General features: G+C 61.7%; 9 protein-coding genes and 3 tRNA genes. 7 read left to right on the forward strand and 5 right to left on the reverse strand.

What is annotated here, in order from left to right:
- Nucleotides 1–7: 7 nt before the first annotated feature.
- The 6 genes from ABD997_RS01600 to ABD997_RS01625 are packed head-to-tail and all read left to right on the forward strand — an operon-like array spanning nucleotide 8 to nucleotide 8117.
- Entirely contained in the window at nucleotides 8–2152 is a 2145-nt protein-coding gene (locus ABD997_RS01600; protein WP_345315262.1) for a type I secretion system permease/ATPase, read from the forward strand.
- Nucleotides 2149–3519, forward strand: a complete 1371-nt coding sequence (locus tag ABD997_RS01605) for an HlyD family type I secretion periplasmic adaptor subunit (RefSeq protein WP_345315263.1) — start codon at nucleotides 2149–2151, stop codon at nucleotides 3517–3519. Before ABD997_RS01600 ends, ABD997_RS01605 begins: the two co-directional genes overlap by 4 nt.
- Nucleotides 3520–3550: 31 nt before the next feature.
- Nucleotides 3551–4879, forward strand: coding sequence for a TolC family outer membrane protein (locus tag ABD997_RS01610; protein WP_345315264.1), 1329 nt, complete (start codon nucleotides 3551–3553; stop codon nucleotides 4877–4879).
- A 10-nt stretch (nucleotides 4880–4889) separates the two neighbouring features.
- Nucleotides 4890–5483, forward strand: coding sequence for an OmpA family protein (locus tag ABD997_RS01615; protein ID WP_345315265.1), 594 nt, complete (start codon nucleotides 4890–4892; stop codon nucleotides 5481–5483).
- A gap of 20 nt (nucleotides 5484–5503) precedes the next feature.
- Nucleotides 5504–6172: a transglutaminase-like cysteine peptidase gene (locus ABD997_RS01620; RefSeq protein ID WP_345315266.1), complete on the forward strand. Its 669-nt coding sequence runs from the start codon at nucleotides 5504–5506 to the stop codon at nucleotides 6170–6172.
- A 4-nt stretch (nucleotides 6173–6176) separates the two neighbouring features.
- Nucleotides 6177–8117, forward strand: a complete 1941-nt coding sequence (locus ABD997_RS01625) for a bifunctional diguanylate cyclase/phosphodiesterase (protein ID WP_345315267.1) — start codon at nucleotides 6177–6179, stop codon at nucleotides 8115–8117.
- A 68-nt stretch (nucleotides 8118–8185) separates the two neighbouring features.
- Here the strand turns inward: ABD997_RS01625 and ABD997_RS01630 are convergent.
- The 4 genes from ABD997_RS01630 to rep form a co-directional block, all read right to left on the reverse strand.
- A tRNA-His gene (locus ABD997_RS01630) sits at nucleotides 8186–8261 on the reverse strand.
- 92 nt (nucleotides 8262–8353) lie between these two features.
- Nucleotides 8354–8429 (reverse strand) — tRNA-His (locus ABD997_RS01635).
- A 22-nt stretch (nucleotides 8430–8451) separates the two neighbouring features.
- Nucleotides 8452–8528, reverse strand: a tRNA-Arg gene (locus tag ABD997_RS01640).
- 329 nt (nucleotides 8529–8857) lie between these two features.
- On the reverse strand, nucleotides 8858–10870 hold the full coding sequence (gene rep, locus ABD997_RS01645) for a DNA helicase Rep (RefSeq protein ID WP_345315268.1): 2013 nt from the start codon (nucleotides 10868–10870) through the stop codon (nucleotides 8858–8860).
- A gap of 116 nt (nucleotides 10871–10986) precedes the next feature.
- Between rep and ABD997_RS01650 the strand changes: the two genes are divergently transcribed.
- Nucleotides 10987–11244 carry an accessory factor UbiK family protein gene (locus tag ABD997_RS01650; protein ID WP_345315269.1) on the forward strand — a complete coding sequence of 86 codons (258 nt, stop codon included), beginning with the start codon at nucleotides 10987–10989 and terminating at the stop codon, nucleotides 11242–11244.
- A gap of 243 nt (nucleotides 11245–11487) precedes the next feature.
- On the opposite strand, the gene ABD997_RS01655 is transcribed toward ABD997_RS01650, so the two are convergent.
- Nucleotides 11488–13461 carry a BCCT family transporter gene (locus ABD997_RS01655; protein ID WP_345315270.1) on the reverse strand — a complete coding sequence of 658 codons (1974 nt, stop codon included), beginning with the start codon at nucleotides 13459–13461 and terminating at the stop codon, nucleotides 11488–11490.
- Nucleotides 13462–13538 lie beyond the last annotated feature (77 nt).

Below are 13538 nucleotides of genomic sequence, written 5' to 3' on the forward strand. Positions count from 1 at the left end.
GGTAACCATGGCCATGACCTCTAACCCCCAACAACATGCCGCCCCGGTTGCCAGCCCACTGCTGGACAACCTCTTGTGGCTGGCGGCCTACCACGGGTTGCAGGCGGAGCCCCACAGCGTAGTGGCCAACATTCCCCTGTTGGAGGGGGATCTGCCGCTCTCCCACCTCGAAGATGCCGCCCGGCGGGCCGGTCTCAACAGTCGCCGGCTCAGCATGCCGCTGGCACAACTGGGTGGTACCGCACTCCCCTGCCTGCTGGCACTGAGAGACCAGCCACCGATGGTCCTGCTCTCCCTGGCCGATGACCAGGCAACCCTGCTCGACCCCCTATCCCAGGGCGAGCTGGTGTGGCCCCGCTCGCAGCTGGAGGCGGTCTACCTCGGGCAGGCGATACTGGTTAAGCCCGCATTGAAACCGGATAACCGGGCCGATACCCCGAAGACCGCGGAGGGACACTGGTTCTGGCAACCGGTACGCCGCTCTGCCAGCCTCTACCGAGACATCATCATCGCCTCGCTGCTGATCAACCTGTTCGCCCTGGTCTCGCCCCTGTTCATCATGAACGTGTACGACAGGATCGTGCCCAACCTGGCCTACGACTCCCTCTGGGTCCTGGCTCTCGGGGCGGCCATCGCATACCTGTTCGATATCCTGCTCAAACAGGCGCGCGCCGCACTGATCGACTACGCCGGCAAGCAGACCGATCTCTCCGTCTCCCGAACCCTGTTCAGCCGCATGCTTGGGATGCAGATGCAGCACCGCCCCCTCTCCACCGGTGCGATGGCCCGGCAGTTCGGTGAATTCGATTCGGTTCGTGAGTTCATCGCCTCCACCACCATAGGGACGCTGGTGGACCTGCCCTTCTCCCTTCTGTTCCTGGCCATCATCGCCTGGGTCGCCGGTCCGCTGGTTCTCCCCCCGCTGTTGGCCATTGTGCTGATGATAGCGATCACCGCTGCCCTGCAGCCGAAAATGGCCCACGCCAGTCAGCAGAGCCAGCGCTTTGCCGATCTGCGTCATGCTCACCTGTACGAGTCCATCACCGGGCTGGAGACCATCAAGAGCGCCGGCGCTGAGGGCGCAATCCAGTACAGCTGGGAAAAGATGCAGGCCCACAGCGCCGACTGGCAGATGAAAAGTCGCAAGCTGACCAACCTCGCCAGCCACCTCTGTGCCTTCCTGGTCCAGCTGTCGGTACTGCTGGTGGTGATCATCGGGGTCTACCGGCTGGAGAGTGGGCTGCTCTCCATGGGGGGGATCATCGCCGCCGTGATCCTCACCGGCCGCGCCATCAGCCCCATGGCCCAGATGATCGGCCTGCTCAGCCGGATGCATCAAATTAAAGCCACCGTTGGCAAGCTGGATGAGCTGATGCAGCTGCCCCAGGATACGGAAGCGCACAAGCACTACCCGGATGTCGGCCGGTTACAGGGGCGACTCCAGGCCAGTGACCTGCACTTTCGCTATGACGATAACGGGCCCGACAGCCTGAGGCAGGTCAATTTCTCCATCAATGCCGGAGAGCGTGTCGCGCTGATCGGTCGCAACGGTTCAGGCAAGACCTCCTTGGCCAAGCTCTTACTGGGCTTGCTGCGCCCAAGCAGCGGCCAACTTCGCTTCGATGGCAAGGACAGCCTGCAACTGCACAGCAGCTTCCTGCGCCACCAGATCGGCTACGTGCCCCAGGACGTCAAACTGTTTTACGGCAGCATCCGTGACAACATCCTGCTGGGATCCCACCAGGTCAGCGACGCCCAATTACTGGCGGCGGTGGAACGCTCCGGCGTGGCCCTCTTCACCGATCTGGACGCCGATGGCCTTAACCGCCAGGTGGGCGAGTCCGGCAGCGCCCTCTCCGCAGGACAGCGCCAGTCCGTCGCCCTGGCCCGCGCCCTTCTCAATGACCCCCCCATTCTTATCCTTGATGAGCCGACCGCCAGCCTGGATGCCCGGGCAGAACGGCAGTTCACCCGAACCCTGGCCGCCCTGCCCAGGAACAAGACCATCGTCCTGATCACTCATAAGCAGCCGCTGCTGGAGCTGGTAGACAGGATCCTGGTACTGGAGCGGGGTCGCCTGGTGGCCAATGGCCCCAAATCCGAGGTGCTGAAAAAGCTGCGCCAGGACCAACCCAGCGAGGCGAGAGCATGACCACACTGCAGGCCAATCGCTACGACTGGGACGACCAGCTACTGTTTCATCCGCCCCGCTACAAGCGTCAGATGATCTGGCTTCTCGCCAGCTTTACCCTCTGCTTCCTGCTTTGGGCCCACTTCAGCCGCCTGGATGAGGTCACCCGGGCCAATGGCAAGGTGATCCCCTCCTCCCAGATCCAGGTGATCCAGAGCATGGATGGTGGGGTGATCCAGGCGATTCTGGTGGCTGAAGGACAACTCGTCAGTGCCGGAACACCGCTGTTGCGCATCGATGATACCCGCTTCCGCTCCGACCTGGCCCAGCGGGAGCTGGAAACCCTCAACCTCACCCTTTCCCGGGCCCGCCTGCAAAGCCAGCTGGCCAGCGTGATTATCCAGCCAGACGAGGGCCCCCAGATCTGGCAACAACAGGTCCAAGTGCAGCGCCAGCCATTGACCTTCCCGACCCATGCGGCCCAACAGGCCCCGGACATGGTGGCCCAGCAGCAGGCGGAGTACCGGCAGCGGCTGGCCCAGCTGCAAAACAAATTGGATATCCAGTCCCAGGTCATTCAAAAAAAGGAAAATGAGCTCAAGGAGTTGGCCAGTAGGCTTCAGAACCTGGGCACCGGCTACCAGCTGCTGACCCGTGAACTGGCTATCACCCGTCCGCTGGCCGATAAGGGGATCGTCTCCGAGGTAGAGCTGATCAAGCTGCAGCGTCAGGCCAACGAAGCGGAGGGGCAACTGGCCTCGCTGAGGCAGATGCGCCCCTCGCTACTGCTGGAGCGGGACGAAGCGGTGCTGCAGCGGCGGGAGATCGCCTTGGCCTTCATCAGCGAAAGCCAAACCGAGTTGAACGAGATCAGCGCCCAGGTGGCGAGGCTCAACGAGGCCAATGTGGGGGTTCGCGACAAGGTTGACCGGACGCTGATCGTCTCACCGGTCTCCGGCACCATCAAAGCCCTACACATCAACACGCTGGGCGGGGTTGTCCAGCCCGGAGAGCCGCTGATCGAGATCGTCCCCTCGGAGGACAAGCTGCTGGTGGAGGCCCGGGTGGCCCCCCAGGACATCGCCTTCCTGCGCCCCGGACTGGAGGCGACGGTGAAGATCACCGCCTACGACTTCACCCGCTACGGCGGCCTCAGCGGCACCGTGGAGCACATCAGTGCCGACACCATCAGCGATGAAGAGGGTAACAGCTACTACCTGGTTCGAATCCGCACCGAAGGCAGCCGCCTAGGCCGCTCCGACAGTCCGATGCCGATCATTCCCGGCATGGTCACCTCGGTGGACGTGCTCACCGGCGAGAAGTCCATTCTCGAGTACCTGCTGACGCCCATCCTCAGGGCCAAAGAGAGCGCCCTGAGAGAGAGATAAACACAAATTAATCATGCACTAAGGATGGAAGATGATGAAAAGTTCGATACCGATAATCGCCCTGAGTGCTGCCTTGGTGATGGCCCTGCCTGCCCGGGCAAAGACTCTGGAGCAAACGGTGGCAGAGACCCTGGACAGCAACCCCCAGGTGCGCCTCGAATACAACCAGTTCAAGGCTCGGGAGGAGCAGGTCAACCAGGCACGAAGCGACTATATGCCGCAGATCGATCTCTATGGTCGCTACGGCTATCGCCAGTCCGATACCCCCACCGGGCGAAGCCGCAACGGTGACCATGATTTGGAGACCACGCCGACCGAGGCCGGTGTCAGCATCAGCCAGCTGATCTTCGACGGCTTCGGCACCACCGCCAATGTGGACCGTCTGAGCAAGGAGGCCGCCGCCAACCAGTGGGCCCTGTTCTCCCGGGCCGAAGACACCGCGCTGGAGGTGACTCGGGTCTATCTTGGCGTGATAAAGGCGCAACAGCTGCTGGAGCTGGCGGAGCACAATCTGGCCAACCACCAATCGATCCACGACAAGATCCTGCAGCGCTCTCAGTCGGGCCTGGGCTCCAGCGCAGACCTGGCCCAGAGCTCCGGTCGTCTGGCGCGGGCCCAGTCCAACCGCATCGCCGCGGTCAACAACCTGCTGGATGCGCAAACCCAGTTTCGCACCGTCACCAATATGGATGCGGAGGAGCTGATCCTGCCGATGCCGGATCACGACCTGTTACCGGAAGACCGGATCAGCGCCATCGCCTCAGCGGACAACCATCCGCTGCTGCGCTCCGCCGAGCTGGACATTGCCGCCGCCCATGCCGAGCGTAAATCTGCCCGGGGCGACTACTACCCGGAGCTGAGCCTGAGGCTGGACGGAGGCTGGGGGGATGACCTGGGCGATTACGAGGGCCATAACAATGATCTGGCCGCCACGCTGGAGCTGAAATACAACCTGTTTGCTGGCGGGGCCACCCGGGCCCGGTCACGGGAAGCGGCCTACAAGATAGGGTCCGCCAAATCGATCCAGGAGCGGGCCTACCGAGACGTCATCGAGGGGATGCGCCTCTCCTGGAACGCTTATGAACAGCTGGGTGTGCAGAAAACCTACCTGCGCCAACACGTCGAAGCCAGCAAGGAGGCACAGCTGGCGTACAGCGAGCAGTTCCGTCTCGGCCAACGTACCCTGCTGGATCTGCTGGATACGGAAAATGAGCTTTTCCGGGCCCGGGAGGACTTTGTTCGCGCCGAAATGGATGAGCTGCTCGCCAAGTACCGCATTCTCAACGCCAGCGGCCGCCTGCTGGATTCCCTTCGCGTCACCCGCCCCAGCGAATGGGCCGCCGAGCGCGATTATGAGTAAGGAGTCAGGGATGAAATTCATACCAACGGCGCTGTGTGCGCTACTGATGCTGGGTTGTGCCAGCGAACCGGTCACCGATTGGGGCCAAACCGAACAACTCCAGGATCTCAGTGACGGGGATCAGGATGGCGTCATCATGGCGCGGGAAAACTGCGTGGGCAGCATCCAGGGGGCCAAAGTGGACAATGGCGGCTGCGGCTCCGTCAATGAGTTCTTGGCACGACGTGAGCTCAAGGTACTGTTTCCCAACAACAGTTCCATCATCGACAACCAATACCTCGGTGAGATCGAATCCGTGGCGGAGTTTCTCAATCGCTACCCAAAATCCAGTGTCACCATCGAGGGTCACTGCAGCAAAGTGGGCAGCCGGGAGTACAACCTATTCCTCTCCCAGCGGCGGGCGGATGCGGTCCGAACAGTACTGATCCAGCAGTTTGACATCGATGCCGGGCGGGTCAAAGCGATAGGCTACGGCTTCGATCGACCGGTGGACAGCGGCGACGACCCCCTCGCCCACAGCCGCAATCGCCGCGTGATCGCCGAGCTCAGCACCGAGGACAGCGAAGCGGCCAAACGCTGGACCATCTGGACGGTGGGGCGCTGAGCACGGTGGCATAACCCAAAGTGAGAGGGGGCTTATACGCCGTTTGTGCCCTTTGGCTGTGTGTCGGCAACGCCCTGTCGGCGCCCTTGCCGGAGTTTAGCGCGCCGCAGCAGGCGCGCCTTGTCCGTCACTACGGCGACCAGGCCGCGTTGCGATACGATGCCTGGCGTCGGCTGATGACGGAGTTAGCCGGCCAGCCTGTGTCGCAACAGCTGGATAAGATTAACGTGTTTTTCAACCAATTTAGGTTTGATGACGACCAGAGGCTCTGGGGTGAAAACAACCACTGGGCCACGCCGATGGAGTTTATCGGCCTGGGGGCGGGAGATTGCGAGGATTTCGCTCTGGCCAAGTTTCTGTCGCTTCAGGCGCTGGGAGTCGACGGGGATCAACTGCGACTGGTGTATGTCAAAGCACTGCAGCTGGACCAGTTCCATATGGTTCTGGCCTATTACCCCAGCGCTGGCAGCGTGCCTCTGGTCCTGGATAACCTGGATGGGCAGATCCGACCCGCCAACGAGCGGCAGGACCTAGCTCCCATCTACAGCTTTAACGGTAAACGTCTCTGGTTGAGCGGCCCGAGGGGGGGCCAGGTGTTTCACAACCAGCCGGCACTGGATAATTGGGGTCGCTTCAATCGGCGGCGCTACCAAGGGGAGATGCGCCGCCCTCCCGGACTCAAGGAATGACGCCATGACACTCTTCAAACAACTTTCACTGCTGATGCTGGCCGTGTTCATCACCGTCATCCTGGTATTGAGCTGGGGCCAACTGTCTGAGCTGCGCAGCTTTCTCTACCGTCAGATGCAGTCTGAGCTGGATAACAGCAGCCAGGCCCTGTCGCTGATGCTGCAGCCCTACATGGAGCAAGCGGACCGGGCCGGCGCCGAGACCATGATCACCGCCATGTTCGAGGGAGGCCTCTACCAGAGCATCACCCTGACCTGGCTGGCAGACGGCAGCAGCCAATCCTGGCAGGCAGACCCGTCCGCCGAGGGCGTCCCCCACTGGTTTCGCGACCTGCCCCTGTTTGTTCCCCCAACGCAGCAACGTCCCATCACCTCGGGCTGGCTGCAGCTTGGCGAGCTGGAGATCCAGGCCCATCCCGGCTATGGCTATCGTCAGCTCTGGAACAGCTTGCAGACCCTGCTCTGGCTCTGTGCCGGGCTTTTCCTGCTGATGCTGACCCTGGCCAAGTGGGGCCTGAGGCGGGTGCTTCATCCCCTGGAACAGGTGCGCCAGCACGCCGCCCGGGTGGCAGAACACCAGTTTGGCTGCCCGATCCCGGAGCCGCGCACCCAGGAGCTGGCAGCGATGGTGCGCAGCATCAACACCATGGAACACCATCTGAAATTGCAGTTTGATGCCCATAAAGACCAGGTCAATGCCCTCCAGCACAGCTTACTAACGGATCCGGTCTCCTCCCTGCCCAACCGCCAGCACCTTCAGAACCGGCTCAGTTCCTGGCTGCAGGAGGGCAGTGACGGCGCGCTCTTCCTGCTGAGCCTGCCGATGCTGGAGCAGATCCGGGCGCAGTTCGGTTACCAGTTGCGGGACGAAGCCCTGGTTCGCCTGGCCGATGCCTTGCAACGTCTGCTGCAGCCACACAGCGAAGCGGTGGCCTGTCGCATCAGTGCCCATGAATTTGTGGTCGTGGCAGAATCGCTGAACTCGGCTCAACAGCAGCAGCTTGCTGAGCAACTGCAGCAGTTAGTCCACCGGGCCGATCAGTCCAGTGGCCTTAACGATCCTGAGCCCAGTGCTATCGGCGCCGTTCGTCGCCAGGGCGAGCACTGCGCCCGCCAGATCCTGGCAGAATCGGACCAGGCGATGCGTCAGGCGCGGACTCAGAGGGAGTGCCTGGTCTGGTATGGCAACGCCGAGCGCACTCCGGTCAGCCTCGAGCAGTGGCGCCAACGACTGACCGAGGGATTGCAAAACCCCCTGGCGCTCCATCGCCAGCCGGTGATGGATGGGCACTCCCACCAGGTCCTGCACTGGGAGGTGTTCGGACGCCTGCGACAGGGCGACCAGGAGTTCGATGCCAGCAGGTTCCTCCCCTATCTCGTCCTGTTGGGCAAGGGGGCTGAGTTTGATCGTAGCCTCATCACCCAGGTCCTGGCGCTGCCCGAACTCAAACCCGGCGCACCCCGGATGGCGATTAATCTGACCAGCGAGGCGATCCAGGATGCGGAGTTCGGTCAATGGTTGATCGCCCGGCTGCAGAAGCGGGCCTACCCGGTGCAGTTTGAGATCAGCGAGCAGGTGGCACTGCATGGGGGGGAAAGCCTGATGGCTCTGCGGCGCGCCCTAAAAGAGATGGGCTACCCCTTCGGCGTCGATCACTTCGGACGTGCCCTGGGATCCCTGGATTACCTTGAACAGCTGGCACCGGATTACCTTCGACTCGATCACGCCTACGGCCGCGAGTCGACCCCCCAGCAACAGCAGCTGTGCCGAGCTTTGTGCCTGACTGCTTACGGCCTGCAGATTGAGGTGTTCCTGTGCGGGGTAGAATCGGTCCAGGCCCTGCAGGCCTGGCAACCGCTGGAGCTCACCGGCTACCAGGGCTTCATTCATCCACCCCAGCCGCTGCAGGCCACCCCGGTCGAGCCCGCAGAGCGGACCGACTGAGCAAGGTCAGTTTATGATGCTTAAGACAGCAAAACGCCGACCCTAGGGTCGGCGTTTTGCAAAGAAGATGGGGTGGCTAACGGGACTTGAACCCGCGACAACCGGAATCACAATCCGGGACTCTACCAACTGAGCTATAGCCACCACAGGAAAGGGGTAGAGACTCAGGCGAACGCTTCCGAACAAAGGGGATGATGCCTGAGACTTGCCGAGCACAGCGCTCAACAAGGGGAAGATGGGGTGGCTAACGGGACTTGAACCCGCGACAACCGGAATCACAATCCGGGACTCTACCAACTGAGCTATAGCCACCAAAGATGTCGAACCATGAAAATGGCGCGCCCAAGAGGATTCGAACCTCTGACCTCTGCCTCCGGAGGGCAGCGCTCTATCCAGCTGAGCTATGGGCGCATCCTTGACGGCGGGTATAATACTCAAGCCACCCTCAGGCGTCTACGGCAAAATCCATTTTTTCCTTCGGTCGCCGATTTTTTGACTAGCCCATGAAAGCCGGGCACAAGTTCGCACCCGCAATGGTAGTGGCATGGCGATTTTCTATCCAGATAAACTGACGTACTCTGGATCAAAGCGCTAAAAGGAAGGAACCTGTGGTTCAGGCTCGCCAAGACAGAGTGGCTTCGTCATGACAGCCGTTGCAGCGCCGTGCCCGACGCCTGCAGCACTGACCGGGGTCAACCTGCGGGTTCCCACCCTCTCCAGCAGCTCCTGACCCGCTCCCGCTACTTATTCAGCATCGCCCTAAGCATGGCGATATTGGTTTTGCCGCTTTGCTGCCGCTGCTCTGCACTGGGCTTGGCTTTGCGCGCCTCCCACTCCAGGTCGTCCTGGGGCAACTCCAGCAAGAAACGGGAGGGCTCGCACTTGATCTGCTCGCCATACTGGCGCCGCTCCTTGCACAGGGTAAAGATCAGCTCTCGCTGGGCCCGGGTGATCCCTACGTAGGCCAGGCGCCGCTCCTCCTCCACGTTGCCCTCATCCAGGCTGCTCTGGTGGGGTAGCAGGCCCTCCTCTGCGCCCACCAGGAACACGTAGGGAAACTCCAGCCCCTTGGAGGCATGCAGGGTCATCATCTGCACCTGGTCCGCCTCGTCCTCATCGCTGCTGCGCTCCATCATGTCCCGCAGGGTCAATCGGGTCACCACCTGCTCCAGGGTCATCGGCTCCTCCAACTCATCCCCGTCCAACATGTCGGTGATCCAGCGGTAGAGTTCAGACACGTTCTTCATCCGCATCTCCGCCGCTTTGGGGCTGGGGGAGGTGTCGTAGAGATGGTCTTCGTAGTTGATCCCACGGATCATCTCCTTCAGCGCCTCCAGGGTGTCACCGCGCACCGCCCGATCCCCCAGTTCCACCAGCCAGCGGGTAAAGATCATCGCCGTCTCGGCGGCTTGAGGCGGCAGTTGACGTTCGAAGTCCGGATCGAAGCAGGCGGCAAAAAGGCTGATCTGCTTGCTGTTGGCCAGACGTCCAATCTTCTCCAGGGTCGCCGGCCCCATGCCCCGCTTGGGCACGTTACAGATCCGCAGGAAGGCGTTATCGTCATCCGGGTTCACCAGCACCCGCAGGTAGGCCATGATGTCCTTGATCTCCGACCGGCTGAAGAAGCTGGTGCCGCCGGAGATCTTGTAGGGGATCCGGTTAGCCATCAGTGCCTTCTCAAATATCCGCGCCTGGTGGTTACCCCGGTAAAGAATGGCGTAGTCCTTGAAGTTGGCGTGATTCATAAACTTGTGGCGCACCAGGTTGGCCACCACCCGCTCCGCCTCGTGGTCCTCGTTATTGGCACTGACCACCCGGATCGGTTCGCCATAGCCCAGGTTGGAGCGCAACCTCTTTTCGTAGACATGGGGGTTGTTGGCGATCAGGATGTTGGCCGCCTTGAGGATGCGTCCCGATGAGCGGTAGTTCTCCTCCAGCTTGACCAGTTCCAGCTGGGGAAAATCCTTCCCCAGCAGCACCAGGTTCTGCGGCTTGGCACCACGCCAGGAGTAGATCGACTGGTCATCATCCCCCACCACGGTGAAGCGGGCCCGCTCGCCAACCAGCAGTTTGACCAGTTGGTACTGGCTGGTGTTGGTGTCCTGGTACTCATCCACCAGCAGGTAGCGGATCCTGCTCTGCCAGCGCGTTCGTACCTCTTCGTCATTGGCCAGCAGCAGGGTGGGCAGCATGATCAGATCGTCAAAATCCAGCGCGTTGTAGGCGGTCATATGCTCGCGGTAACGCTGGTAGAGCTGCGCCTGCAGCGCCTCTTGGGCGTCCCGGGCAGACGCGATCGCCTGGGCGGGTAACATGAGATCGTTCTTCCAGTCGGAGATCCGCTTAACCAGCTGCTGGAGTTGGTCTTTATCCTCCAGCAGTTCCGCCTCCGTCAGCTCTTTGAGCAGCGCCAGCGAGTCCTGATCATCAAACAGCGAGAAGCCCGGCTTGAGTCCCAGCACCTTGTGCTCGGCCCGGATCATATCGAGCCCCAGGGTGTGGAAGGTGGAGATCCGCAACCCGCGCGCCTCCGCCTTACCCAGACTGCCCGCCACCCGCTCCCGCATCTCCCGGGCCGCCTTGTTGGTAAAGGTGACGGCCGCGATGTGGCGGGCCTTGTAGCCGCACTGCTGGATCAGGTAGGCGATCTTGTTGATGATAACCCGGGTCTTGCCGCTGCCCGCCCCCGCCAGCACCAGGCAGGGTCCTGAGACATAGGTGACAGCTTGCTGTTGGGCGGGGTTCAATTTCATCATTGGGCTCATCTTCAGGCATTAGAGGCGCAGTTTACCCTAATCGCCAGCGGCAGGGATCAGGATAGCGAACGGGGATCTGATACTATATCGGCAAAACCTAGGAGACCTATTTGATGCTAACCCCACAGAAACTGGAAGAGCTGGCCAAACAGCTATCCGACACCCTGCCTCCGGGCCTGAAAACCGCCGCCGATGAGTTTGAACTCAAAGCTAAAGCGCTGATGCAGGCGCAGCTGACCAAACTGGACTTCGTCCCCCGGGAGGAGTTTGACCGCCAGGCCGCCGTCCTGGCCAAGACCCGCATGATGGTTGAAAAGCTGGAGCAACGGGTCAGCGCCCTGGAGGCACAGCACACCCAGGACGCCGAGTAAGCGCCGCAGTGGGCAAGAAGCTTCTCCTGCTGGGCAAGGCTGCCGGTAACCCGAAGGTGGCGGAGCGTCTTCGCCACCAGGCCGACAGGTTGCAGGCCCGCCTTGCCCAAGGAGAGTGAAGTCCGCCTGAAGGCCGGCTCAAGACCAGAGGCTGCAGCTGTTCGCTTGATAGGCCCGAGTACCTGGCCCATGAAGCAGAAAGAGCCCCACCGAAGTGGGGCTCTTTCTTTCACCTAAAGATCCTCAATCACGCACCAGGTGCAGGAAGTAGAGGTGTTTCTCGTACTGCTCGACGATGTCGTTCAGCACCTGCTCCCGGCTCCAACCCATGATGTCGTAATCCTGTCCCCCCTCCCGCAAGTAGACCTCGGCACGGTAATACTCTTCGGCGGACTCATCCCCAACGAAAGCGGGCTGGGCATGGGCTCGCGGGCGAACCTCGTAGTGGAAATCCACCTCCTCCCCGTGCAGCACCGCCAATCCGACCCGGCCACTGGCAAGATCTTCGTTGATCCGCACATCGATCTGTTCCCGCTGCAACAGCTCGGCCACGGACCCCATGGCCGGGCTGACCACCGTCTCGAGGAATCGCTCCACCTGGCCCCGACGGGAGCACTGGACCACGTTCCTCAGGCGATCATCCCAGCGCACACTGGCTGAAGCTGTCGTAGGCGTCAGGTTGGTCTGGCTCAGGCTGTCGCGCTTGGTCTGGTCACGCCGCAGTGCCTGGATCAGGCCGTAGGTGCACACCAGCAGGGCAAGAGAGAAGGGCAAGGCACTGGCGATGGTGGCGGTTTGCAGTGAAGCCAGGCCGCCGGCATAGAGCAGCACCATGGCCACCACGCCGATCATCACCGCCCAGAACACCCGCTGGTAAACCGGGGTCTCATCCTGGCCACCGGAGGCCAGCATATCCACAACCATGGCGCCGGAGTCGGCGGAGGTGACGAAGAACACGACGATCATCACCAGCGCTACCCCGGAAAGGAGTGTGCCCATGGGGAAGTGTTGGATAAAGGCAAAGAACGCCAGCGCCACATCCTCCTGGACCACCCTAGCCAGGGACTCTGCCCCCTGATTCAGGATCAGATCGATGGCACTGTTGCCGAATACCGACATCCAGAAACAGGTGAAGCCTACCGGCACCACCAGCACTCCGGTGACAAACTCACGGATGGTCCGCCCCCGGGAGATCCGCGCGATGAACATGCCCACGAAGGGAGCCCAGGAGAGCCACCAGCCCCAGTAGAGCAGGGTCCAGCCGCCGACCCACTCGTTGGACTCGTAGATATAGAGGTTGAAGGTCTTGTCCACCAGGCTAGCCAGGTAGTTACCGGTGTTGTGGACAAAGGCCTCCATCAGCCAGGCGGTGGGGCCCATTAACAGCACCAGCGCCAACAACCCCAGGGCCAGCAGGATGTTGAACTCCGACAGTCGACGGATCCCCTTCTCCAGCCCGGTTGCCACCGAGAGTGTCGCCATCGCGGTGATCCCGAGGATCAGGCCGATCTGGACCACACTGCCCACGGGCACATCGAACAGATGGTTCAGCCCGGCATTGATCTGCAGTACCCCATAGCCCAAAGAGGTCGCGACCCCGAAGATGGTGCTGATGATGGCAAAGATATCCACCGCATGACCGATGGGGCCGTAGATCCGCTCACCGATCAGGGGGTAGAGGGCACTTCGCAGGGTCAGAGGCAGGTTATGACGGTAGGCAAAGAACGCCAGCATCAGTGCCACCAGGGCATAGATCGCCCAGCCGTGCAGTCCCCAGTGGAAGAAGGTGAGCACCAGCGCTTCCCGTGCCGCACCGACCGTCTGGGCTGGCTGGTCCGGCGGGGTCAGGAAGTGCATCACCGGCTCGGAGACCCCGAAGAACAGCAGGCCGATCCCCATCCCTGCTGAAAACAGCATGGCAAACCAGGAACGGTAACTGAACTGGGGCTGCGCATGATCCGGCCCCAACTTGATGTCACCAAAGCGGGATCCGCCGAGATAGAGGGTGACCACCAGGATCAGCGCCACCGTCATCATGTAGAACCAGCTGGCACTTTCGAGGATCCAGCTTTGGATCTCGCCGAACTGGGTGGCAGTGGCATCGGGAAAGATAACCGCCAGGATCACCAGCAGGGCGATAAGGGCGGTGGCACCGGCGAATACCGGACGATTGAGGCTACCGGAGGGCACCGGCACCGTTTCAGCGTGGTCTTGCATACAACTCCCTTTCGACGCATCCAGGCGTCACTCCAAACAAGGACAACGTGGCGCCAACGGCGCCCCGGTGGGCATTC

It is taken from the genome of Ferrimonas gelatinilytica (genome assembly GCF_039544205.1).
In the GTDB taxonomy this organism is placed as follows: Bacteria; Pseudomonadota; Gammaproteobacteria; order Enterobacterales; family Shewanellaceae; genus Ferrimonas; species Ferrimonas gelatinilytica.